The organism is Roseiconus nitratireducens (genome assembly GCF_008629675.1).
In the GTDB taxonomy this organism is placed as follows: Bacteria; Planctomycetota; Planctomycetia; order Pirellulales; family Pirellulaceae; genus Stieleria; species Stieleria nitratireducens.
This window is the reverse complement of the sequence record NZ_VWOX01000004.1, coordinates 25464-49850: the sequence shown is the minus strand read 5'-3', so window position 1 is coordinate 49850 and position 24387 is coordinate 25464. Positions and strand designations below refer to the sequence as shown.

The 24387-nt window shown below is 60.6% G+C and carries 14 protein-coding genes; 8 read left to right on the top strand and 6 right to left on the bottom strand.

The window, feature by feature from the left end:
- The first annotated feature begins 38 nt into the window (after nucleotides 1-38).
- Both FYK55_RS08120 and FYK55_RS08115 read left to right on the top strand, forming a co-directional pair.
- Nucleotides 39-641, top strand: coding sequence for a protein kinase (locus tag FYK55_RS08120; RefSeq protein WP_150075910.1), 603 nt, complete (start codon nucleotides 39-41; stop codon nucleotides 639-641).
- A 94-nt stretch (nucleotides 642-735) separates the two neighbouring features.
- Complete coding sequence (locus FYK55_RS08115) at nucleotides 736-990, top strand: DUF5989 family protein (RefSeq protein ID WP_235908521.1); 255 nt, start codon at nucleotides 736-738, stop codon at nucleotides 988-990.
- A gap of 209 nt (nucleotides 991-1199) precedes the next feature.
- On the opposite strand, the gene FYK55_RS08110 is transcribed toward FYK55_RS08115, so the two are convergent.
- From FYK55_RS08110 to FYK55_RS08100, 3 genes are read right to left on the bottom strand one after another with little or no spacing between them, the layout of a single operon-like run.
- Nucleotides 1200-2471: an MlaD family protein gene (locus tag FYK55_RS08110; RefSeq protein ID WP_150075909.1), complete on the bottom strand. Its 1272-nt coding sequence runs from the start codon at nucleotides 2469-2471 to the stop codon at nucleotides 1200-1202.
- Between the two features lie 16 nt (nucleotides 2472-2487).
- Nucleotides 2488-3306: an ABC transporter ATP-binding protein gene (locus tag FYK55_RS08105; RefSeq protein WP_150075908.1), complete on the bottom strand. Its 819-nt coding sequence runs from the start codon at nucleotides 3304-3306 to the stop codon at nucleotides 2488-2490.
- Nucleotides 3303-4193 carry an MlaE family ABC transporter permease gene (locus FYK55_RS08100; RefSeq protein WP_150075907.1) on the bottom strand — a complete coding sequence of 297 codons (891 nt, stop codon included), beginning with the start codon at nucleotides 4191-4193 and terminating at the stop codon, nucleotides 3303-3305. Before FYK55_RS08100 ends, FYK55_RS08105 begins: the two co-directional genes overlap by 4 nt.
- A 343-nt stretch (nucleotides 4194-4536) precedes the next feature.
- On the opposite strand from FYK55_RS08100, the gene ileS reads away from it, so the two are divergent.
- A complete protein-coding gene (ileS, locus tag FYK55_RS08095; RefSeq protein ID WP_150075906.1) occupies nucleotides 4537-8049 on the top strand; it encodes an isoleucine--tRNA ligase in 3513 nt (1170 codons plus the stop codon).
- Nucleotides 8049-8639, top strand: coding sequence for a phosphoribosylglycinamide formyltransferase (purN, locus tag FYK55_RS08090; RefSeq protein ID WP_150075905.1), 591 nt, complete (start codon nucleotides 8049-8051; stop codon nucleotides 8637-8639). Before ileS ends, purN begins: the two co-directional genes overlap by 1 nt.
- 51 nt (nucleotides 8640-8690) lie before the next feature.
- Here the strand turns inward: purN and FYK55_RS08085 are convergent, their stop codons facing one another.
- On the bottom strand, nucleotides 8691-8927 hold the full coding sequence (locus tag FYK55_RS08085; RefSeq protein ID WP_150075904.1) for a hypothetical protein: 237 nt from the start codon (nucleotides 8925-8927) through the stop codon (nucleotides 8691-8693).
- Between the two features lie 58 nt (nucleotides 8928-8985).
- Complete coding sequence (locus FYK55_RS08080; RefSeq protein WP_150075903.1) at nucleotides 8986-9972, bottom strand: D-2-hydroxyacid dehydrogenase; 987 nt, start codon at nucleotides 9970-9972, stop codon at nucleotides 8986-8988.
- A gap of 153 nt (nucleotides 9973-10125) precedes the next feature.
- Between FYK55_RS08080 and FYK55_RS08075 the strand changes: the two genes are divergently transcribed.
- From FYK55_RS08075 to FYK55_RS08060, 4 genes are all read left to right on the top strand, one after another.
- Nucleotides 10126-13260, top strand: a complete 3135-nt coding sequence (locus FYK55_RS08075; RefSeq protein WP_235908520.1) for a PSD1 and planctomycete cytochrome C domain-containing protein — start codon at nucleotides 10126-10128, stop codon at nucleotides 13258-13260.
- Between the two features lie 21 nt (nucleotides 13261-13281).
- Nucleotides 13282-14694: a DUF1501 domain-containing protein gene (locus FYK55_RS08070; protein ID WP_150075902.1), complete on the top strand. Its 1413-nt coding sequence runs from the start codon at nucleotides 13282-13284 to the stop codon at nucleotides 14692-14694.
- 479 nt (nucleotides 14695-15173) lie between these two features.
- Nucleotides 15174-18758, top strand: a complete 3585-nt coding sequence (locus tag FYK55_RS08065) for a DUF1553 domain-containing protein (RefSeq protein WP_161604371.1) — start codon at nucleotides 15174-15176, stop codon at nucleotides 18756-18758.
- Nucleotides 18759-18785: 27 nt separating this feature from the next.
- The gene (locus tag FYK55_RS08060) at nucleotides 18786-20126 is read left to right on the top strand and encodes a DUF1501 domain-containing protein (protein ID WP_390621719.1); all 1341 of its coding nucleotides are present in this window, start codon (nucleotides 18786-18788) and stop codon (nucleotides 20124-20126) included.
- Between the two features lie 16 nt (nucleotides 20127-20142).
- Here the strand turns inward: FYK55_RS08060 and FYK55_RS08055 are convergent, their stop codons facing one another.
- On the bottom strand, nucleotides 20143-23997 hold the full coding sequence (locus FYK55_RS08055; RefSeq protein WP_150075899.1) for a protein kinase domain-containing protein: 3855 nt from the start codon (nucleotides 23995-23997) through the stop codon (nucleotides 20143-20145).
- Between the last annotated feature and the right edge of the window lie 390 nt (nucleotides 23998-24387).

Genomic DNA, 24387 nt, shown 5'->3' with positions numbered 1-24387 from the left:
AGTGTGAATCGGAACAGAGGGATTTCACGACGGGATCAATGCAACGAGTTATCAAGATCGGCGGCAGTCTGCTCCTTCAACGCGGCCTGGTTCCGGCACTGCAGCGTTGGGACCGGCAGCAGGCGGCCGGGGAAAACATTTACATTGTGGGTGGGGGCGAGATCATCGACGCGGTTCGCCGATTGGACGCGCGGTACCCTGCCGACCCGGTCGAAATGCACTGGCTGTGCGTGGACCTGCTGCGTGTCACGTTTGAGATGTTGGCAGGCCAACTTCCCGACTGGTCCCGATGGAAAACCCGGGATCAGTTTCGGCAGCTGTCGGTCGACCCACCGAACGGCGGTGCGCATCTGGTCTGCGTCGATGCGTTCTATCATCGCGGTTGCGAGGCTCCGCTGCCGGAGTCATGGGAAACGACGACCGATGCCATCGCGGGCTGGCTGGCTGTCTTGTTGGGGGCCGACGAGTTGGTGTTGCTGAAGTCTTGCGACGCTGACTCCGACCGCCCGCTGCGGGGGTTGGCCGACGCGGGCATCGTCGACACCGCCCTGCCCGATTTGGCGGACCGGCTCGGTCGGGTTCGGCTGGTCAACTTCTTGGCGCTTTTGGACGGTGACTCTGGCCGGATGGGGACTGGTTAGCGGCGACAGCCAAAAGGTCGTCGGCTCTCTCGCCGCGGAAATCCGGTGCCAATTATGGCTAGGTCGATGCGTCGGACCGGTTTAGGATAGGAGCATGAGCACTCAACCCCCGCCCGACACTGAACGTCCCCTGGATGCTGATGAATCACGCACCGTGGACAACTCGAATCCGTCGATCGAGGCCCTGGCCGAGCAATCCGACCCGGGGATTGTCCGTGAATTCATTTGGTTTTTGCGCTACAACAAGAAGTGGTGGCTGACACCCATCCTGGTCATTTTGTTGGCGCTGGTTGCCCTGGCATTCTTCACCGCATCGCCGGCGGCGCCGTTCATTTATACGTTGTTTTGAGCGAGGGTTCGGCTTGATCCGTTGCGCTGAGAGGGCTGGAATGCGACCGACCCAGCGGACAGGCCGATGGCTGTCGTCCCTTCGGGACTTGATCGAGGAGGAATTGGCCAACCGGCGGGCGAGCCCGCCGGCAGTGGTCTGTCGTCCCTTCGGGACTTGGTCCGACTGGGTAGGCCGTCTCACTTTCGGGGGCGTTCGCTTGGTGAAGCTTATTTCAGTCCCAGGCCGCTGGGGCGTTTGCTGAGTGCACCGCGGATCCCTAACTCTCTCGGGTCGCGGGCAATCTTGTCGCTGAAGACGCGCACGTCGTCCAGGATCGGACGGATCTTCGCGCTCGCCTGTTCCACGTTTTCGACCGTGCGACGGATCTGCCAGTACAGATCTTCGTCTTCCAGCAGTCGGCGGACGGTTCCGTCGCTGTTGTTGAGCACTTCGCCGAAGGTCTCGATCTGGCGCAACGTTCGATCCAGATTCGCCAGGCTGACGAGGGCTTGCCGCACCAGGTTTTCACTGTTCTCGGCGATCGGTTCGGTGATTTTCTCGATGTTCGCAATGGAGCGTTCGGCCGACAGAAAACTTCGCTGGGCAGATTCGACCGTGTCCCGGACGGTATCGACCGTTCGGTCGACGTTCTGAACCGTCTTCTCCGCTTCAGCACCGACGCGTTCGAACCGGGTGCCCACTTTCTCGAAGCTCTCGAACGTTTTTTGGCTGGACTGCAACGTGGCCTGTGCTTCATTCAGCACGTCCGGCAATTCGGCGAGTGCCTGGCGCAGGCTTTCTTTCAATTCAGGATCGCCCAAGAGTTCTCGAATGTTGCGCATCGCGCCTTGAAATTCGATCAGCGCCTGTCGTGCCTCTTCGGAAACGTCCCCCAATTCATCGTCCGCCTGGCCGACGACGTTGCGTGCATCGGCCACCAATTGATTGACGTTCGTCCCCACGGTTTCCAACGAGCCTCCGGCGCGCCGAATCGACTCCATCGTGCTCCGCAACTCGTCTTCCAGATTGAACATCAGGTTGAACGGGTCGGAAGACTTTTGGCCGTACGACAGGTATTGTTCGTCCGTGTAGGCCTGGTTGCGGATTTGGGGCAAGCGATCCTGGTGGATGGATGTCAATTGTTCTTCCGTCGCCTTCACAAACTCCAGTTTCGAATCGCCGGTGATCACCGATCCGGTGCCGATCCGCGGCAAGTATTCGTGGGACAGGTTGTCGCGGTATTCTGTGTCGATTCCCAGCGTCAGCAGCACATCGTCTTCGCGCAACTGTTTGTCGATCACGCGTCCAATTTCGACGCCCCGCAAAAGCACCGGAGTGTTCGTGCTGATGCCATCGGCGGAGGGAAACGCAACCAGCAATTTGTATTCGCCGGTCAGCACGCGAGGGACCGCGCCAAACAGGAACGTCAAGATGATCCCGATCCCGATGGCCGCGATCACCAACACGCCGACGCCGAATTTCAGTCTGTTGTCGTCCATGACAGTCTTCGATCGGTTAAGTGGATTCGCTCATTTCGGTCATCCGCTCGCCCGCTTCACCGCGGACGAATTGGCGAACGCGTTGGTCCGCCGCGGATTCCAGGCCTTGGGGTGGGCCGTCGTAAAGAATCTGGTGTTCGTCCGGCGAAAGTCGAGTCCGCGGGTAAAACATCAGCACACGGTCGGCGACTTTTTGGGCGGTACGCATGTCGTGGGTCACAATCACGCTGGTCACCGGGTAGCGTCGGCGGACGTCCAGCATCAATTCGTTGATGACGTCACTCATGATCGGATCCAGCCCCGTGGTCGGTTCGTCGTAGACGACCAATTCGGGTTGCAGGATGATGGCCCGGGCGATGCCGACACGCTTTCGCATTCCACCGCTCAATTCGCTGGGACGTTTTTCCGCAACGCGCTCGGGCAATCCCACTTCGCTAAGATGTTTCATCACCCGGCGGTGGATTTCGTCATCGTCCGCGTCAGTCGATTGTCGGATCGGAAAGGCCACGTTGTCGAAGATGGTCATGCTGTCGAAGAGCGCGGCGTTCTGGAACACGAATCCGACGCGCCGTCGCCGGTCACTCAATTCGGCCGGCGAAAGCCTGGCCAGGTTCTCACCATCGAACACCACGGTGCCGTCGGTCGGGGTGATCAGTCCGACCAACGATTTCATCAACACGGTTTTGCCACAGCCACTTTCGCCAATGATCGCCACCGTCTCCCCGCGGGCGATGGTCAAATCGATTCCGCGCAAGATCTCTTGGCCGTCGAAATCGACGTGCAGCCCAGAGACCTGCAGGAGTTGTTTCGTGTCGTCGGGTGTCGGGGCGGTCACAGGATCGAAACCCCCGCCGGATACATCGCGAAATAGATCTTGTCCAAAATGATGTTCAGCACCAGATCGATCGCCAGGATCATCACAAAGGAGTACACGAACGCGGCCGTGGCCGCCGTCCCCACGCCCTCGGCGCCGGGCTTGCAGTGGAATCCCTGGTAACAACTGATCACCGCGATCACCGCCCCGAAGAAGACGCTTTTGAAAATGCCGCTGAACAGGTCGAACCCGACCACTCCGTCCCTGGAATGCGACAGGTACGACGCGTGGTCGATTTCCAAGACGATCACACTGTAAAAGTAGCCCCCCACAATTCCCATGAAGTCCGCCATGATTGTCAGGGCGGGGATCAATAAAATGCAGGCCAGAAACCGGGGAACGACCAGGTAGTGAATCGGGTCGGCCCCCATCGCCGTCAGGGCATCGATCTGCTCGGTCACCCGCATCGTTCCCAGCACCGCCGCCATCGCGCTGCCCACGCGACCGGCCAGCATGGTCGCCGCCAGCACCGGACCGAGTTCTCGCACCAGCGACGTGTTGATCACCACGCCCAAGTGGCTCTCCAACCCGATGGCGTGAAACTGGTAGTAGCTCTGGACCGCCAGAACCATCCCGATGAATGTTCCCGTCAAAGCGACCACGGGCAGGCTGAGCACCCCGATCTGGTAAAAATTCACCAGCAAGGTCCCCCGCTGGGGCAGCCGCGTGAACAACCAGGTCAGCATCCGCCAGGCGAACAGGGCGATGTCCCCGGTCGTTTCGATTCCGGCCACGACGGCCGACCCCCACTGAACCACCCAGGCGTACAGCATGTCTCGAACCGAGGGCGTCGGGCCGTGGTTCGGCTGGCGGGGCGGATCGTTGGTTGTCGAGACCGACAGGGACATGGAATCAGCCGTTGGAAAGACGCGCCGGTACCCTGAGCCAGGACACCTGTGGAAGTTTATCGGCAGGGAAGGCTGTGACGATGAGGCAAAATGGCCGGCGAGGTTCTCGGTGGCGTTTTGTCCGCGATTTTTTCTCGGATGGCGATGCCCAGGCGTCCAAATGGCAATTCCCTCGGTGCCCTGGTTTTCCTGGCGGCCGCCGGCCACCCAGCGTTCGATTCACGCCCGCAGCCGGCCCCCGGTGGGGCTTCGATTGGCGTTCTACTAACAATTCCGCATCCCCACTACAATCTCGCCTCCGTTTTCGGCACACGCCCCGACTATCCAAGCCATTCCGCTGACGATGCCCGATACCGCCGCCCCGTTTCGCGCCGCCCCCGCCAGCCCCAAATTTCCGGAGTTGGAAGAGAAGATTCTTGAGTTTTGGCAGCAAAACGAGATCTACCAAAAATCGCTGCAGCGGAGGGCCGACGCGCCGCCGTTTGTGTTCTTTGAGGGCCCGCCGACCGCCAACGGCATGCCGCACCCGGGGCACTGTTTAACCCGCGCGATCAAGGACGTGTTCCCGCGTTACAAGACCATGCGAGGCTTTCGCTGCGAGCGCAAAGCGGGGTGGGACACGCACGGTCTGCCGGTGGAAGTCGAGGTCGGCAAGGAGCTGGGAATCCACAGCAAGGAGGAGATCGAACAGTACGGGATCGAGCCGTTCATCCATCGCTGCCAGCAGTCGGTGTGGCGGTACATGCAGCAGTGGCAGCGGTTGACCGAGCGATTGGGGTTTTGGGTCGATCTGGATGACGCCTACGTCACGTACCATCAAAGTTACGTGGAAAGTGTCTGGTGGAGCCTGAAGAACTTGTTCCAGCGAGGCTTGCTCTACCAGGGACACAAGATCGTCTGGTGGTGGGCTCAGGGCGGCACCGCGTTGTCCAGCGGCGAGGTGGGCCAGGGGTATCGCGAAGTTGCGGACCCCAGCGTCTACGTGCGATTTCCGCTGGTGGATCACCCCGAACGAAGTTTGCTGGTCTGGACGACGACGCCCTGGACTCTGCCGAGCAACATGTACGCTGCGGTGCACCCGGACCTGGAGTACTCGCTGGTCAGGGATTCCGAGTCCGGTCAGGAGCTGTACCTCGCTTCGGCGTTGGTCGACAAGCTTGCCGAGAAAGCCAAGGTTCAACTGGAAACACTGCAGACGTGTCCGGGCAGCGAACTGGTTGGTCTGCGTTACTTGCCACCGTTTGACGGTTACCGCGATGCATTGGGAGATCCCAGCGGCCAGCTCATTCAACCCGAGGGGAAACAGACGTCGGCGCATCACTTCTGGCACATCGTTGCGGCCGACTTCGTCACCACCGACAGCGGTTCAGGGATCGTTCACCAGGCATCGGCCTTTGGTGAAGTCGACTATGAAGTCTACGACCAACAACGGCGTCGATTTGTCGAAGGCCAGCAGCCCGAACTGCTCTGTGCGGTCGGGCCCGACGGCAAGTTCACCGAAGCGGTCCCGGAGGCTTGGATCGGATTGTGGGTCAAAGATGCTGACAAGCCGATCACGCGCGATTTGAAGGAACGCGGCCTGTTGTTCTTCCAGGAGCAATACCTGCACGACTACCCGTTTTGTTGGCGGGCCGAACAGGATCCGTTGATCCAGTACCCACGCCGCAGCTGGTTCATTCGAACGACCAAGTTTCGCGATCTGATGCTGAAGAATAACTCTCAGATCGGATGGCAGCCGGAACACATCCGGGACGGTCGATTTGGAAACTTTCTGGAGTCCAATGTCGATTGGGCGTTGTCCCGCGAGCGATTCTGGGGGACGCCGCTACCGATCTGGGTCTGTCAGGAAACGGGCCGTATGGAAGCGATCGAAAGCTACGACGAATTGCTTTCCAAACCGGGCGTTACCGGCACCGAAGTGTGGGACAAGGCCAAAGCCGAAAATCCCGATCTGGTCGACGACCTGCGGGTCCACAAGCCCTACATCGACGAAGTCACCTACGCGTCTCCGTTCGCCGAAGGGGCACGCATGCGTCGCGTCAGCGAGGTCATCGATTGCTGGTACGACAGCGGCGCAATGCCGTTCGCCCAGTGGGGATGGCCGCACCAGAACGAATCCGAATTCCGATCCCAGTTTCCGGCGGACTTCATCAGCGAGGCCATCGACCAGACGCGGGGTTGGTTCTACAGCCAGCTGGCAATTGCGACGATGCTGTTCGGTCCCGGCGCCGATCTCAGCGAGCCCGGTTGCGAATCGGATGCCGTCGCGGACCTTTGTCGCGACCAGGACTATCCCCTGCCGTTTCGCAACTGCATCGTGCTGGGGTTGATGCTTTCGCAGTGGTGGGAAAGCGAAGACAAGGACAAGAAAAAGACGATTCTGTTGGAGGAATCCGAGACCAAAGAGTATCCGGACAAAAAGTTCACCAAGCAAATCGGGAAGATGTCCAAGAGCCTGCGGAACTATCGCAGCCCGGAGGAGATCTTTGACCGGTACGGTGCCGACGCGTTGCGATGGTACTTGTTCGCCAATCAGGCGCCGTGGAATTCGATCATCTACGCGGAGCAGTCGATCAAGGATTCGATCCCCGAATTCCTGCTGCGACTGTGGAACACGTTCAGCTTTTTCACCATCTACGCCGAGATTGACGGGTTCGATCCTCGTGACGCTTCGCAGGCCGATGATCAGCTGAAACCGGCCTCCCTGGCTTCGGCCCCCAAGTATCGTCCCGCGTCGCAGCGCAGCGAGATCGATCGATGGATTCTGTCGGAGTTGAATCAGACGATTGCGACCGTGATCGAGCGGATGGATGCGCTGGACAACTACAACGCCTGCCAGGCGATCACCGGCCTGCTGGACGGATTGAGCAACTGGTACGTGCGCCGCAGTCGCGATCGGTTCTGGGCCGCCGAAGCGCAGTCCCAAGACAAGCACGATGCGTATTGGACGTTGTACGAAACGTTGCTTGAATTGACGAAATTGGCGGCGCCGTTCACGCCGTTTCTCGCGGACACACTCTGGCGGCAACTGACCGAACCGTTCGCCGGTGCCACGTTGCCCAGCGTGCATCTGTGCGACTTTCCCGAGTCCGATCGGGACCGGATCGACACCTCCCTGTCCCAGTCCATGCGACTGCTTCGCGAGATCGCGTCGTTGGGCCGGGCGGCACGGGCCAGCGAAAAGTTGAAGGTGCGGCTGCCGCTGGCCGAGGTCACCGTCATTTTGACCGATGACACGCAAATCGCCTGGCTGCAGAACCATGACGCCTTGATTCGTGAAGAGTTGAACGTCAAGCAGGTTCACTACACCACGCAGGGTGATCAGTACGTGCAATACGCGGTGGTTCCGAACTTCAAACGGCTGGGACCCAAGGTCGGAAAGCAGGTGCCCGCCGTGAAAAAGGCTTTGGCCCAGGCTGACGGGAATCAGTTGTTGGCTGAACTGCAGGCCAACGGCCGTGTCACGCTAGCGCTGGCCGATGGCGAAATCGAGCTGGACAATGAAGACATCGAGGTGCGTTTGCAGGCCAAGGACGGATGGGCCGCGGCGCAGGGCGTGGGGTGTGTCGTGGTGCTCAACACAGAAGTCACGCCCGAGTTGCAGCGGGAAGGGATCGCCAAGGATCTGATTCGCGCCATCCAGAATCAACGCAAGGCGATCGACTGCCAATATACCGATCGCATTCAGGTGTCGATCGATGCCGGATCCGACGAGGTCCGCCAGGCGTTGCAAGATCATCGCGAAATGATCTGTGACGAGACGCTGGCCGATTCGCTGGACGTGGGGCCGATGGATTCCGTTCAGCCAGCCGATTCGGAGCACGGCCAGGTGTTTGTCGCCAAGGTGCCGGTCTGATGACGCAGCCACAAGACCGTTTGCCGATCGCCGTCTTCCTCAGCGGCGGTGGCCGCACGTTGGAGAATCTGTTGCGTCATCGCGACGAGCATGGACTGCCGATCGACGTGCGGTTGGTGATCAGCAGCCGAAAGGGGGTGCGCGGGTTGGAGATTGCCCGAAACGATGGGATCCCGACGCGTGTCGTCCGCAAAACGGATTTCAATGACGACGATTACAGCGAGGCAATGTTCCAGCCCGTTCGGGAATGCGGTGCACGCTACGTCGTGATGGCCGGGTTCCTGAAACACGTCCTGATCCCCCAGGACTTTCATCAACGCGTGATCAACATCCATCCCTCGCTGCTGCCCGCGTTTGGCGGCAAGGGCATGTACGGCCCCAGGGTCCACGCGGCGGCCTTAAACCGCGGGGTGACGATCAGCGGTTGCACCGTGCATTTTGTCGACAACGAATACGACCACGGGCCAATCATTCTGCAACGCGCCTGCGACGTGCTTCCCGCGGACACGCCCGAGACGTTGGCCGCTCGGGTGTTCGAACAGGAGTGCCAGGCGTTGCCAGCGGCATTGCGGACGTTGGGCGAATCTTGATCAAGTCCCTCCTCGCCGGAGGGTTGGAACCGCGTCCTTGAACGACGTTGGCTAAGTCGATGGGCGATTGCCGGGCGTTCCGTTTGCACGTGGCGCTGACATCGTGTCGCCTGGTTCTCCGGATTTGACCTGCCATTTCAACCGCATGCCGGTCTTCCCATAGATCCGGTTGAACTCCACGATGAACGACGACGGTTCCTTGACTGGCAGACGGATGGGGCCGACGGGAGTGTCTTCGCGGAAGACGGCTCCGTCGGCTGGAACGGCAATCCGATTGCTGCTGCTCATGTTGTGCTACTCGCTGTCGATGGCCGCGCTACGCTCATTGTCGACGGGCGCATTACGCTCATTGCGTTTGGCCGCGGTACATGGCGGAGGGATGAGGGAATCCGAGCTGTTTATCGACTCGGTTGTAGACCGGTTCTCCCGCCTGGAAACGACGCAAGTTGATGCAGACCAGACGCGTCGTGTCGTCGACACGGCGGCTGGATTGGGCGCCGACGTGCGGTGAAATCATCACACTGGGGTCGTCCCACAGGGCGCTGTCCGGTGGCAGCGGTTCCACCTCGGTCACGTCCAAGCCGGCCCCGGCCAGCTGTCCAGATTGCAGCGCATCGACGAGCGCAGCTTCCTTCACAATTCCGCCACGGGCGACGTTGATCAGGTAGGAGCCGGGACGCATCTGTTGGAATCGCTCCCGATCGAACAGTCCCCGCGTGTTGTCATTGAGCGGAAGCGTCAAAATCACGATGTCGCTTTCCGCCAACAGTCGGTCCAATTCTTCCGCCGGCCACAACTGTTCGACTTCCGTGGGTTGCTGGACGGGGAAGTAATCGGTCGCAACAAGACGGACTTGCCAGGGGGCGAGCATGCGGGCGATCTCGCGGCCGTTGCCGCCCAGCCCGACGATGCCGACGGTTTTTCCACGCAGGTCGTCCGTCGGCAGGCGGACGAATTGTCGCTTGGCCTCGGCGCGAAAAAACAGGGGAGCCCGGCGGAGGACGCCAAACAGCAGCGAAAACGTCTGTTCGGCGACCTGCGGGGCGAACAGACCGGACGCGCTGCTGACGACGATGTCGTCCGATGCGATCACGCCCGGAACCAGGCAGTGATCCAGTCCGGCAGCGGAGGATTGGATCCATCGCAGCCGGCCGGCTTGCAGGACGCGATCCCAATTCACCGGCACTTTGGCGTGGCCGATGAAAATGTCGGCCGTTGGCAGCAGCTCGTCGATCCGCTCTTGCCCGGCGTTGACGACTTCAAATTCGGGGGCTGCCGCCTGGATCTGGGCGATGTGCTTTTCGTTGACGGGGTAGCAGAGGACGATGCGCATGGGGCGTGATTTTTGGAGCAAACGGCGTGACAGATCCGGATTGTCCGCAGTTTCGCCCGAATGCTCAATCCGGCCGCTTTCCCCCGTGAACGAGTCGTTTTGCCTGTTAAAATGCTGGTCCCGCCTTCCACTCCCACCTGACGACGATTCTCCATGCGTTTTCGGCTTTTGCCCACCTGCTGGCTGATGCTTGTCGCCGTTTTCTTCGACAACGTCATCCTGGCCCAGGGCAGCATCGATTCTGACAGCATCGATTCTGACAGCATCGATTTTGACAGCGATGTTCGGCCGATTCTTTCGGACGCCTGTTTTCATTGCCACGGCCCGGACGAGGAGGCTCGCCAGGCAGGACTGCGTCTGGACATCGCGGATCAGGCGGCGACGGTGATTGAACCCGGCGACGCCGCGGCAAGCGAATTGGTGGCCCGCATCACCTCGGCGGATTCGGACTTGCGGATGCCGCCGCCGGATTCCGGAAAGGAGCTGAGTGCCGAGCAAATTGAGACGTTGCGGCAGTGGGTCCAGCAGGGGGCTGCCTTCGAATCTCATTGGGCGTTCGCTCCGCCGCAACGGCCACCGATCCCCAGCACGCCGCTGGATCACTGGGTGAAAAACCCGATCGACTCGCTGGTGGCGGCGCAGCTTCAGTCGCGAGGTTTACAGCCCTCTCCACCAGCCAGTGAGCGGACGTTGATCCGTCGGTTGGCATTGGACTTGATCGGATTGCCGCCTGACCCGGACTGGGTCGATGCCTGGGAGCAGCGTCTGCGATCCCAGGGCGAAGCCGCCAAGGAGCAACTGATTGCGGAGTTATTGCAGTCGCAACACTTTGGCGAACGCTGGGCGCGATGGTGGCTGGACGCGGCCCGCTATGCGGACTCCGACGGTTATGAGAAAGACAAGCCGCGGGAATCCTGGTTCTATCGGGATTGGGTCATCGATTCTTTCAACCAGGATCGACCCTACGACGACTTCATCGTCTGTCAGATCGCCGGCGATCTGCTGCCCGACGCCAGCCAGGACGAACGCGTCGCCACCGGCTTCTTGCGCAATTCGATGGTCAACGAGGAAGGCGGCGCCGATCCGGAGCAGTTTCGGATGGAAGCCATGTATGACCGCATGGACGCCATCGGAAAATCCGTGTTGGGTTTGACCATACAGTGCGCCCAATGCCACTCCCATAAATACGATCCGCTGACGCAGGAAGAGTATTACGGGATGTTCGCGTTCTTAAACAACACTCACGACGCTATCGTTCCGGTCTACACCGACCTGCAACAGCAACAACGCCGTCAGGTGCTCGACCGTGTTGACGCCCTGGAATGCGAAATCAAGCAAGCCATACCAGACTGGCGGGAACAACTGAAACGTTGGGCCGCGAGAAACGCCCAGCGAGTCGAGCCGGATTGGCAAACCCCGGAGCTGGAGTTTCTGGATCGGACTCTCGGCGGCCAGAAGTTCCTGCCGCAACCGGATGGGTCGTACCTGTGCCAAGGATACGCGCCCACCAATTTCAAGCCTCAGATGACGGCAACGTTTCGGGGCGAGCGGTTGACCGGGTTGCGACTGCAACTGTTGACGCACCCGGACCTGCCACGGGGCGGTCCCGGACGGAGCGTTGATGGTACTTGGGGGCTGAGCGAGTTCACGGCCCAGTACGCCCTGTCGGGCGAACCGGACAAGCTGCTCCCTCTCAAGCTGAAGCGGGCGGTGGCCGATCGATCTCCGGCGATGGCTGATTTGAAACCGCAGTACGACAACAAGAAAGACACCAAGCGAGTGGTCGGCGGGATCGAACTGGCAATCGACGGTGACGAAACCACGGCATGGACGAACGACGTCGGGTCGCCGCTGAGCAACGTCGGGCAAACGGCGTGGTTCCAGATTGACCAGCCGATCGAGATTCCGTCGGATCAGCATGCCATTGTCGTTGTGCATCTGGCGCAGCGCCACGGCGGTTGGAACAGCGACGACAACCAGACTTTCAACATCGGACGATTCAAGCTTTCGCTGACCGGTGATGGCATTCCCGACTTTGATCCGTTACCGATCCAGGTCCAAGAAGTCCTGCAAACGTCGCCCGAGCAATGGTCCGACGATGATTGGTCGACCGCTTTCGCCCAGTGGCGGAAGACCGTTGACGAAGCTGAGCCTTGGAACCGCGAGATCGAAGCGGCATGGAAGTCGCATCCGCATGGGACGACGCAACTGACGTTGGCGAAACGCGAGCAACCGCGCGTCACGTCCTTGCTGAAGCGGGGCGATTTTCTCAGCCCCGTTCATCCGGTCCAGCCCGGCGTGCCGGAGTTCTTGCACGCCATGGACAACGATACGGATCCGGCCCGGCTACGCTTTGCTCGGTGGCTGGTATCACCACGCTCGCCCACCACGGCACGGTCGATCGTCAACCGCGTGTGGCAGGCCTACTTCGGAGTCGGGCTGGTCGAAACCAGTGATGATTTGGGAACGCAAAGTGCCCCGCCGTCGCATCCGGAACTGTTGGATTATCTGGCCGTGGAATTGATGGAGAATCGATGGAGCCTGAAGCATCTGCATCGATTGATCGTCAGTTCCGCGACGTACGCACAATCTTCTGATGTTTCGCCGCACTTGGCCCAGGTGGATCCTTACAACCGGTGGCTCGCACGCGGAGCACGTTTTCGTGTTCCGGCCGAGACCGTGCGCGACATCACGCTGGCCGCCAGCGGCCTGCTCAACCGATCCGTCGGAGGACGCAGTGTCTATCCGCCCGCGCCGGAGTTTCTGTTTCAACCTCCGGTCAGCTACGGACCGAAAGTGTGGGACGTTGCCGAAGGCGAACAACGCTATCGTCGCGCCCTGTACACGTTTCGGTTCCGGAGTGTTCCCTACCCGATGCTTGAAAACTTCGACGCCGTGCCTGGAAACGTTTCCTGCGTCCGCCGAAGTCGTTCGAATACCCCGATGCAGGCATTGACTTCCCTGAATGAACCGCTGTTCCTGGAATGCTGTGTCGCCCTGGCGTCGATGACGCTTCGCCAACAGGATGCCGACACGGACGCACAGCGAGTCGCGTTTGCATTCGAGCGTTGTTTGCAACGTGCTCCCAGCGATGACGAAGCAAGCGTGCTGCGGGAGTTTTTGCGGCAGCAGAAAAAGCGGGTCGCGGCCGGTGAGCTTTCCCCGGAGGAGATCCTGTCCGCCGCTGGACCGCTGGACCTGGCGGGGCTGGAGGCCGACGAACTGGCCGCCTGGACGCTCCTGTGCCGGGTCATTTTGAACCTGGACGAGACGATCACACGCGAATAGGACTTCCCAACGAGATCATTCATGTTGCAGCCAAATAACGTCCGTTCGCGTCGCTGGTTCCTGCAAGAATGCGGGGTCGGTTTAGGCGCGATTGCCGCGACCCAGATGCTGGCCGAAGAAGCGAAATCGGCCGCCGCCGCGGATCCTTTGTCGGTCCGGGCGCCGCACTTTCCGGCAAAAGTCAAGAATGTGATCTTCTTGTTCATGGCCGGGGCGCCCAGCCATCTGGAGTTGTTCGACTACAAGCCGCAACTTGCAAAGTTTGATGGGACGTTACCGCCGGCGGAACTGTTGGACGGCTATCGTGCCGCCTTCATCAATCCCAATTCAAAATTGCTTGGTCCGAAGTTCAAGTTTTCCAAGTACGGCCGATCGGGAGCGGAGATTAGCGAAATCTTGCCGCACACCGCGCGGGTCGCTGACGAATTGACGATCGTCAAGTCATTGACCACCGATGCGTTCAACCACGCGCCGGCACAGATCATGATGAATACCGGGTCACCGCTGTTCGGCAAGCCCAGCATGGGGGCCTGGACCCTGTACGGGCTGGGAAGCGAATCGAAGGACTTGCCGGGTTTCGTGGTGTTTAGCAGCGGCCAGAAAGGACCCAGCGGCGGGAACAGCAATTGGGGCAGCGGCTTTTTGCCGACGGTGTACTCCGGCGTGCAACTGCGCAGTGTCGGCGATCCCGTGTTGTACCTGTCGAATCCTGCGGGAGTGGATCGGCGTGCTCAGCGAGATTCCCTGGACGCGATCAACGAACTCAATCGTCAGCACTTGGCCGCGACGGGTGACCCGGAAATCGCCACGCGGATCAATTCGTACGAGATGGCTTATCGGATGCAAAGTTCCGCGCCGGAGCTGATGGACGTTGCGTCGGAATCGCAGGCGACGCTGGATCTGTACGGCGTCAAAGCGGAAGAGTCATCCTTTGCCAAGAACTGTCTGCTCGCCCGTCGCTTGGTCGAGCGGGGTGTGCGATTTGTCCAGCTGTTCCACGAAGCCTGGGATCAGCACGGCAACCTTGTCGGCGGTTTGAAGAAGAATTGCCAGGACACCGATCAGGGATGCGCAGCGCTGATTCAAGACTTGAAACAACGCGGCCTGTTGGATCAAACGTTGGTCATCTGGGGCGGCGAATTTGGCCGCACGCCCATGGTCCAAGGCGGTGGCGATGACGGACGCGACCATCACCCCAACGCCTTCACGATGTGGATGGCCGGTGGCGGAATGAAGCCGGGCGTCACGCTGGGATCGAGTGACGATTTCGGATTCAACGTCGTGGAAGACAGAGTCCACGTGAGAGACTTGCACGCGACCATCCTGCACCAGCTGGGATTTGATCACACCCGTTTGAGTTACAAATTCCAGGGATTGGACCAGAGATTGACCGGGGTGGAACCAGCCCGTGTCGTGACGGAGTTGATAACGTAGTTGAACCGCGTCACTTACAATCAAAAACACCGTGACGTGCAGTGCAATGAGCGGCGAGGCGCTAGCCGCCGGTTGATGCGAGAAAAACCGCGGCTAGCGCCACGCGGCTCACGCAAAGGGACGCTGGCCAGCGAATGGGGCAGCGATGTTTCGATGTAGCCACGCTCGCCAGAGCGTGGCATCCCGTTTCAGTTGTCGCCACTTCGTTCGGCCGAATTGGGTCGGCTGCCCCCGCCATCCGTCATTCCTCCAACTAAGTCGAAAGTATGCGCCAATTTGTTGACCGGTCTGTCCCGCTGCTTGCCGCAGTTTTTTGGTCGCTGGGTGCGGCCGTCGGGCTTGGCGCGTCGCGTGGAGCGGAGGAATCACCCGCGGCGGCGACTTGGGAATTTGGTGAAACCATGTCTGGGAAGGTCGGTTCAGTGCGAACTTGCCCGGGACCTCGGAGTCCAGAATTTCCAGATTTCGATGCGGACAATTTGGCCATCAAATTAAACGGAGGGGGCGGTCGAATCGAAATCGATCCGGCCGATTGCGAGACGTCCTTGAAATTCACCGGTGGCGATGCGATCACGATCGCGGCGTGGATCGCTCCCCGCCGCATCGGAGGTTCCAGTCCGCGTTACGTGATCGGGAAAGGCAGAACCGGAAACAAGGGATTTCGACGTGACAACCAGAATTGGGCACTTCGCATCACCCCGGTCGGTGACCGGTATCAGGTGAGTTTCCTGTTTGCGACGGCGAATGGTGAGGCCCAAGTTCGCTGGCACCGCTGGACGACCCAAGAATCTTTGCAAGCCGGTGATGGTTGGCATCATGTGGCGGTCGCCTACCGATTTGGCGAACCGACCTCCGTGAGAGGTTGGATTGACGGCGCGCCCTGCAGCGGAACCTGGGACATGGCGGGGCCCACCAACGAAGATCCGATCGTCGACGACGACGCCGTGTGGATCGGGTCGGCCCTGGGCGGCAGTGCGGGGAACAGCTTTGCCGGCGCCATCGACTCCGTTTCGGTCCAGCGGCGCATGCGGGAAGACGCGGAAATCAAGCTCCTGTATCGGCGGGACGAATCGGTTCCCCGCACACCGGTCGGAGGAAAACCCGAGATGCCGGAAATCGCGGGCGTCCCCGCGGGCAAGGTGTTACATCAGTTCTACGACGGATTGCCCGTCGTCGATCAGTGGCCCGATCAGGAATTTCTGGACCAGCTTCCGCCGCCGGATCCGCAGATCGCCGTATGGCAGGGGGATTCATTCCTGTTGCCACGTGTGCCGATGCGTTACGACGCCTGGGGGATCCGTTCGGCTTGGAAGTCACCCGGATTGTTGCGGATGGCGGCCGACGTCGAATTGCCGACCGGGGCAAACCGCGTTCTGCTTCGCGCCCGGTCACTGGGACGGCTGTGGATCAATGGTGAACTGGTCGCGAGTACGAAATTACAAACCAGACAGGCTCCCAGCGGAGAAGAACCTGTCGCACCGCTGGCGCAGCCTCCGCATCCCGGCGTCCGCGTGAAAGGCTATGGGCAGCAGGAAGTGATCGCGGATCATGAGATCAAGGGGGCGGGGTCAACGAAAGTTTGCCGCGTCGTTCTGGAATTGATCGTCGGCGGAAACCAACGCCGCACCGAGACCGGCGAGGTTTGCGTGGCGATCGAAACCGCCGACGGAGAATCCTTTAACATCCTGCTACCAGTCGAAGGTCGCCACCAGAGCTTGGCACTGCGGGACGCCATCGTGGGGCCTGAACTGGATCGGATTGACGCGGAGATGTCGTCCTGGGAAACCTCCCTGCGACGCAATCTGGCTGCGGACCATGACGACTACTGGGACCAGCGGCACCAGGCAGCTAAAGGCTGGGCCGATGAGCATCCCGCACCCTCGGTTCCGAGCCCTGCATCGCTTTCCGATTCGACGGTGGGTGAAAGCGATACGCATCCGGTCGATGCATTCGTTCTTCATCGCATGTCGCAGGCGCGGCAATCACTCGACGATCAGGATCCGCTTTCAGAATCAACCGTCGTGCTGGCCCAACGTGCTCAGCAGCTACTGAAGACCCATTGCGTGCGTTGCCATGGCAATGCCGAAAAGGGCGGTTTGCGTCTGGATTCTCGTCAGGACGCTTTGGAGGGCGGTGAGTCCGGTTGGGCCGCCATTGTGCCGGGTGAACCCGATGAAAGCGAATTGATGTTGCGGCTGCTGACCGATGACCCCAGCACCAGCATGCCGCCGGGCGACGACGCGCACCTGAGCAAAGAAGAAATCGAACTGCTCTCCGATTGGATTCGTGCTCAGGCACCTTGGCCGCGCGACTCGATCGATCGCCAGGCGCTCCACCCGACGGAATTGATCGATGACGCGGCGTTCTTGCGCCGCGTTTCGTTCGACACCGTCGGCGTGCCGCCGACCGAGCAGGAGGCACGTTCCTTCCTGGCGGACCCGGAGCCGGACAAACGAAAAAAGCTGGTCGATCGATTGTTGCAAGATGATCGCGTGGCGGATCAGTGGGTATCGGACTGGTTGGACCTGTTGGCCGAGAACCCGACGCTTCTCAATACGTCGCTCAATTCCACCGGTCCGTTTCGTTGGTTCCTGCACGATTCATTGGTTGACCAAAAACCGATCGACCGAATGGTGACGGAACTGGTGATGATGCGCGGCGACCGGCACACCGGCGGAAGCGCCGGATTCGGGATGGCCGGAGAGAACGACGCGCCCATGGCCGCGAAAGCTCATGTTCTGGCCAGCGGATTGTTGGGGATCGAATTGCAGTGTGCTCGCTGTCACGATTCGCCTTATCACAGCACCACGCAGGAGGATCTGTTTTCGCTCGCCGCGATGCTCAATCGCAAACCGTTGGGTGTTCCCAGCACCAGCCGTGTGCCGGACGCATTCTTCGAGATGCAGGAGCGAGAACCGCTGATCGAGGTCACGTTGGATCCGGGCGTCCGTGTGGAACCGGCGTGGACCCTGGCCCGTTTCACCGGAACGTCCAACGACGCCTCGATCGATCGCCTGGTGCGGAATTCCGAGGACTCTCGGGAGCGACTGGCGGCGTTGATCACCGCACCGTCCAATCGCCGATTTGCCGCGGTGATCGTGAATCGGGTTTGGACCCGTTTGATCGGACGCGGTCTGGTCGAATCGCTTCACGATTGGGAACACGTCAGCCCCAGCCATCCGGAGCTGCTGCAATGGTTGTCTCACGATTTCGTCGCCAGCGGATACGACATCCGTCATCTGCTGCGAACGATCCTGACCAGCGACTTGTACGCGCGGACGGCGTTGGATCCGGCGACCCGGGATGACACCGCCAGACGGTTCTTTGCCGGTCCGACCCAGCGTCGATTGACGGGAGAACAAATCGTGGATGCGATGCACTCCGCGACCGGTCGCAGCATGGATTGCGAAGAGTTGACCTTCGTTCATGACGGGCGTCGTCCCCTGGCCAACCGGCTGACGCTGGGCACGCCCAGCCGCGCGTGGATGCTTGCCACGCTGAACAACGAACGCGACCGTCCCAGTTTGTCTCTGCCCAAGGCGCGGGCCATTGTCGACGTGCTTCACGCCTTTGCTTGGAACGGCTCTCGGCAAAAGCCGGTCCATCAACGCGAGACCGAAGCCAACGTGTTGCAGCCGGGCATCCTGGCCAACGGCGTCTTGACGATGTCGCTGTCCCGGGCGGCCGTGGACAGTCCGTTGGCGGACCTGGCCGTTTCCGCGGACAACGCCGAGGCAATTGTCGACTCGCTGTATTTGCGATTCTTGACTCGACTGCCACAAGAATCGGAACGCCAATTCTTTGCCGGCCAGCTGCGCGAAGGGTTCGACGACCGGATTGTTCCGGCGGACCAATTGGAAACGGTGGCGGATCTGCCGGAGTTGCCGTTGGTCCATTGGTTCAATCACCTGAGACCCGATGCCAATGAGATTCAGCAGGAACGAGAACGTCGCGTTCGAGAAGGCCCACCGCCGGATCCCAGACTGCAACCGGACTGGCGCGGCCGTTATGAAGACGTGGTTTGGAGTTTGATCAATCACGACGAATTTGTTTGGATGCCTTAAAGGAAGTTTGCGATGACCCATGCACCCTTGCCGAACCGACGTCGGATTCTCGCGTCCGGAGTGGCACTTGCCTCGGCGGCTTCGTTGCCCGCGTCGGCAGCCGAGAAGAATTCCGCCGCTCGAGCCGAACAGCCGGGTCCGGCCGACGGGAAACCGTCCGATGCAGTGTCGTCGGGCGAACTGATTTCGGGACAGGCAGAGCACGTGATCTCCATCTGGCTGGGCGGCGGGATGGGACAGATCGACACGTTCGATCCGAAACGCCGCGGCGATCCCAAGGCGAAGAAGCCGGGGGCCTACTACGACGCGGTCGACACCTCCGTCCCCGGGGTTCAGGTCTGTGAGCATTTGGCCGGCGTTGCCAGAGAGATGGAGCACGTCACTGCGGTTCGCACCGTCCATCACGACGTGATCGACGAGCATGCCGCCGCGACCAATCGAATGCACACCGGACGCAACATTAGCGGCACCGTGACGTATCCATCGCTGGGGTCCCTTGTTGCGCACGAACGCGGAGCGGTTTCACCGGAAGTGCCTCCCTACGTGTTGATCGGGTACCCGAATGTCACGCGGGGACCAGGCTTCCTGGGATCCCGCGATGGCTACCTGTACTTGACCAGCACCGACGAGGGACCGGCGGGGTTGTCGCGACCGGAAGGAATCACGCAAAACCGCCAGTCACGCCGCGGGCAGTACCTCGCCCAGTTGCTGTCGATGGCAGGCGAAACGAATGGAGCGACCCGCGCGGACTATCGCGATACCATTCGGCAAAGTCTTCGGCTTAGCGGTCCCGAGTTCAATCAGGTGTTTCAACTGGATCGCGAACCGGATGCATTGCTCAATCGATATGGCGGAGAATTTGGGCGACGCTGCCTGCTCAGCCGACGACTGGTTCAGCGAGGGGTTCGATTTGTGGAAGTTTCGCACAACTTGAACTTCCTGAACGGCGCCGGTTGGGACGTGCATAACGAAGGCATTGTCAATCAGCACGAACTGATTCGCGAAATGGACAGCGCCGTCGCCACGCTGATCGATGATCTGCGTCGGACGGGGATGTTGGACAAGACGGTGATCGTCATCACCACCGAGTTCGGACGGCCGCCGGAATTTGATAGCGGTGGCGGTCGTGGCCACCAGGGGTCGGCTTTCACCTGCGTGCTGGCCGGCGGCGGGTTGAAGCACTGCGGTGCCTACGGTCAAACCGACGACCTGGCGAAGAAAATCGTCAGCGATCCGGTCGGCGTTCCCGATTTCTTCGCCACGATTTTTGCGGCGTTGGGGATCGACTACACCAAATCGCTGATGGACGGTGACCGACCGGTGCCGATTTGTGATCAGGGCCAACCAATCCGATCGCTGTTCGCCTGATCGGCCGGCGGGACGGTTACTGGATTTCGCCCGGCGTTTCGCCGGCCGGCGGAGGCACCGTGTAGAGGCGTTCGAGCTTTTCGGGACACTCAATTCGATAATCCATCATCAGTTGACGCAATGAATCCGTGCCATTGCTGTCTTTGCTTAGATTCCTGAGCGCGTCTTGGGCCGCCAATCGGTACGGCGTCAAGTCTTCCGCTTCGGCCAGTCTGGCAGCGTGGCCAAACGCTTCCTCCGCCGCGGGGCGATTGCCAAGGATTCGTTGTTGGATACCGGCCAGCAGAGATCCCAGCATCTTCGGATAGTTCCCCGGGTGCCTCTGCAGTCGGCGGATGCAGTTGCGGGCGAAAACCGCTCTGCTCAGTGAGACCGTGGCGTCGCTGAGGGCGGGGAAGGTGTGGATCAGGTCATTTTGCCGAATGTGAAGCGAGACCAATCCGGCCAGAAAATCGAACGTCACTTGGACCAAGTCGATGCGGCGAATCAACGATGATTTCATCACGTGCCGCATGCTGACCACCTTGTTGGCGGCGGACTGGAAGTCGCCGTTGTAGATCGCCAGTTGGACGTTTTGCATCCAGCGGAAGAAATCGATCAACTCGATTTCACCCGAATCTGTCACCATTTGGTTGTTTTGACGCCCGATCGCTTGCAGCTGGAGCACGGAGTCGGACAACAACATGGCGTTGCCGCCATATCCGGCTGTCGCAACCAATTGCTGGTAGGCATCGTTGCGGCGAATGGCGTCTTCGACCATGTCATGGGCGACCGCCCGCATCTGGTCCCAGCGTCCGAGATGCCAATCGGCCCACAGCCGCAACCACCGCGTATGGGAGACTTCAAACCGCAACGGTTGTGACTGGGAGACGTAGTGGCGGATGCTGGCGTCGACGCCTCGTGGGACCATGTTCCAACGCATCATCAGTGCGTCGGTCAGTGCAATTCCCGCCCAAACCTCGGCGGCCGCTTTGCGCGCGGCTGCGCCGACCAGCGTTTGTTGCAGACGGTGCAGCGTCTTGCGGCGTTGTTTCAGCACCTGAGCGGGGTTGCCGCTGGTGATCGCCGACCAGACGCCTGCCATGGCCGCGTAGTGTGCACGATCGGCAATGGACCCGGATCGATTGGCTTGCTCACCACCATCCAGGATCAGTTGCAAGGTGCAACGAATATCCAGCATCGTCAGCGGGCGGCTGATCGCCGTGCAGAAATGCAGACGGCAGCGGGCCAACGCTTGCTCGGCGGAACAATCGTCATCGAAGTCCGCGACATTCGCGTCGCGATCGTCCGTCAAATCCAGATCGTCTGGCAACTGGCACAGTTCGTCGGCAAGTTGGAACAGGCGATTGCGGTTTCCGATGGCAAGCCAGGGCATGCGAAACCGGGTATCGACCCCGATTTGTTGGCCCAGGTCGGCGATCAGTGGCCGAGCACGATCCATCTGGCCGCTGCGGACCAGCAGTTGGACGGCCAGCGTCAGGAAGCGAATCCGCTCGGCCGGGGTCACCGTTTCTCCGGCCAGCAGTAGGTAATGTTCCGATGCCTTTTCGGGAAGGTCGGCTTCGTGATAGCACCGCGCCGCATCGCGAAGGTGTTTGTGTCGGGCGTCGCCGGCGACCTGTTTGAGCACTTTCTCGTGCCAGTACCCGGCTTCGGCCTTGGCGAACGCGCGGTCGGCGGTCTCGGCAGCCGTGATGGCGAACGGCAACGCCGCTCCGTCCTGGCCGGCCGTGTAATAGTGACCGGCGATCCGGGCGGCAAAATCGCGGGGGCGGTTCTGTTTGGTCAACAGTTCGGCCCACCGCAAGTGGGCGTCGATGACCTGGTCTTCGTCCAGGTTTTCAATCAAGCCGTCGGCGATCTTGTCGTGGACCACCGTGATGCATTCCTGGCCGGTTGCGTCGTCGTTGATCAGGCGTTGTTGAACCAGCTCGGTGACCGATGCGTCGACTTCGGAGCATCCGGTCAATTCTTCAAGCTGTTGAATCGAGACCGGGGCATCGGCGGTGACGATGAATGCCAGGCAGGCGCGAGCTCTCTCGCTGAGCCGTTCGAACCGGACCTTCCACAGCCGATCGACGTCACCCAGATTGGAGATCGATGCATCTTCGCACTGTTGGACCTGATGCAGCGTCCCACCGGGGCGAAATTCTTCGGCCAGCTCGACCAGGCGGAATGCGTTGCCACGTGAGACATCCACCAACTCCTGCAGTCCCGGTTGGTTGATGTTGGTGTTCCACCGCGTTGCCGCGTTTTGCAGCAGTGCCAAGGCCGCATCCTGGGGCAGCGGCCCCAGGTGAATGCGATGCTGAGCGACCTGACGCTGATTGGTTTCCGGTTGTCGCGAGGACGTGATGATGCCCAGGCAACCCACCGTGTCTTGCTGCAGTTCGTCCCAGACGGTGCTGCTGCCGTGGTCCGACCACTGGGCGTCATCGATGATGATGATCAGTGGGCCGACCTTGCGAAGCTCCCGGCTAAGCCGCATGGCCGCGGCCAAGGCATCCAGACGCTCGGGAGCCGAATCGACCGGTTCGGCGGAATCGTTCAGATCCGCCACCAGCACATGACGCAGCTGCGGAAACGATTTGATCAGGATGGTGTGGCTGACCGCGTCAAGACGCAGCAGGTCACGGTCACCGCGGGTGTAGCGGGCGGCGATCTGGTCGGCGATCTGATCCATCACCTGCAGGGTATGGTTTTCCCGCGAGCGACACTTGACGCGATACACCTGGCCCCAGTTGTGCTGTCGCAATTGACGTTCGACTTCGTCCAGGACACGCGTTTTTCCGGCGCCGGCTTCCCCATACAGGTGCAACCGTCCCGTTTCCCCGCGGTAAATGTCACGGACCCATTCCAGAATCTGTTCCAATTCGTTCTCGCGTCCGAACACGTGCTGGGCCGTGATCAAACGGATCGGGTTATCGTCGGTCTTGGTGATGGAAACCAGGTCCAGTGACGACGGGCGTTCGGTTCGATCGGCACACAGCATGCCGGCCACCGCGTTTCGGAGCACCGGCGGAATTTCTTCATGCAGGCCGGAAACGGCGTCGGAAATCACCCGTTCGTCTTCGTCCCGGATCCAGTTCTCAAAGTCGCTTTGACGCAGCCACAGGTCGCAGCCGGAAATCTCGTTCAGGCAGTCCAGCATTACCAAGCCGAGACTGAACACGTCGCCGGCCGGGGTGTAGCTCTGGTCCCACAGGGCTTCGGGAGAGAAGTAACGAGGCGTCCCGGCAATGTAAGGACGAATCCCGTAGGGATCGGTCTCCGGATCACAGTTGGCAACCAAACCGTAGTCGACAATCACCCCGTGTCCGTTATCGCGGACCATCAAATTGGTCGGCTTCAGATCGCGGTGCACCACGCCGCCCAAATGCATCACGGCCAGCCCGACCGCGTAGTCGTGCAACAGATTGGCCAGCCATTTGTAGGCTTCGGCCCGGTCGCCCGCGGCCATGCGGCGGACGGCCGTAAACAGCGTGTCTCCCGTGATCTCTTCCATCGAGAGCACGGTGTAGCCGTCGATGTTGTCCAACCGGTCGGTACGCATCAAACAGGGGTGCCGGAAGGGGGACATCCGGCGGAAACCCAATTTGTTTCGATACAAATCGTGGGACGACATCCGGCACAGCACTTTCACCGCGCAGCGGCTCCGCGCCACCAGGTCGTCGGCCGAGTAGACGAATCCCGCTTTGCCTCGCCCGAGCAGTTCCCGGATCAAGAAATCGCCGTGGACTTCCCCCGCCTGCCACGGAGGCTGCATGTTCGCTTCAATCGCATTGGCAAGATGAGTCTCCCCGTTCTTCAGGGGGCGGACCTTCGTCTCGTCCGAAGGGTTGGCCGAGAAATTCTCGGGAGGTGCATCCATCGTTCAGACTCTTTCTATCAGCAGCTGAAACGGTTCATCAGGGCATGACGCCGCGGCGATTCCAATATTCGCACGCGGAGATTGGTTCCTCGTACCCGGAAACAACGAATGATTGACAGCGAATCTTGCTCGTCAATTCGGTCCACGCTCGCGTGTCGAAACGGCCCAAGACAAGGTTCGCTCCACCGCCGCGGCGGCCTGGCGAAGACGGCAGCCTGGCGAAGACAGGGGAACAAGTCTGGGGGCCAACTTTCCCGAACGGCTAGGCGCGAAAAAATCCACTCCAGAACGTCCAAGTTCCGTGTTCACGCGGACCGAATTGTAGCCGGTTTTGATTGTCGCGCAAAAAAAATCGCGTGAAGAGTCCGAGAGCGCAGCCGCCCGCGGCAA

Coding starts and splice junctions, on each gene's coding strand:
- FYK55_RS08120 (WP_150075910.1), top strand. CDS start 39: ATGCAACGAGTTATCAAGATCGGCGGCAGTCTGCTCCTTCAACGCGGC.
- FYK55_RS08115 (WP_235908521.1), top strand. CDS start 736: ATGAGCACTCAACCCCCGCCCGACACTGAACGTCCCCTGGATGCTGAT.
- FYK55_RS08110 (WP_150075909.1), bottom strand. CDS start 2,471: ATGGACGACAACAGACTGAAATTCGGCGTCGGCGTGTTGGTGATCGCG.
- FYK55_RS08100 (WP_150075907.1), bottom strand. CDS start 4,193: ATGTCCCTGTCGGTCTCGACAACCAACGATCCGCCCCGCCAGCCGAAC.
- ileS (WP_150075906.1), top strand. CDS start 4,537: ATGCCCGATACCGCCGCCCCGTTTCGCGCCGCCCCCGCCAGCCCCAAA.
- purN (WP_150075905.1), top strand. CDS start 8,049: ATGACGCAGCCACAAGACCGTTTGCCGATCGCCGTCTTCCTCAGCGGC.
- FYK55_RS08085 (WP_150075904.1), bottom strand. CDS start 8,927: ATGAGCAGCAGCAATCGGATTGCCGTTCCAGCCGACGGAGCCGTCTTC.
- FYK55_RS08080 (WP_150075903.1), bottom strand. CDS start 9,972: ATGCGCATCGTCCTCTGCTACCCCGTCAACGAAAAGCACATCGCCCAG.
- FYK55_RS08075 (WP_235908520.1), top strand. CDS start 10,126: ATGCGTTTTCGGCTTTTGCCCACCTGCTGGCTGATGCTTGTCGCCGTT.
- FYK55_RS08070 (WP_150075902.1), top strand. CDS start 13,282: ATGTTGCAGCCAAATAACGTCCGTTCGCGTCGCTGGTTCCTGCAAGAA.
- FYK55_RS08055 (WP_150075899.1), bottom strand. CDS start 23,997: ATGGATGCACCTCCCGAGAATTTCTCGGCCAACCCTTCGGACGAGACG.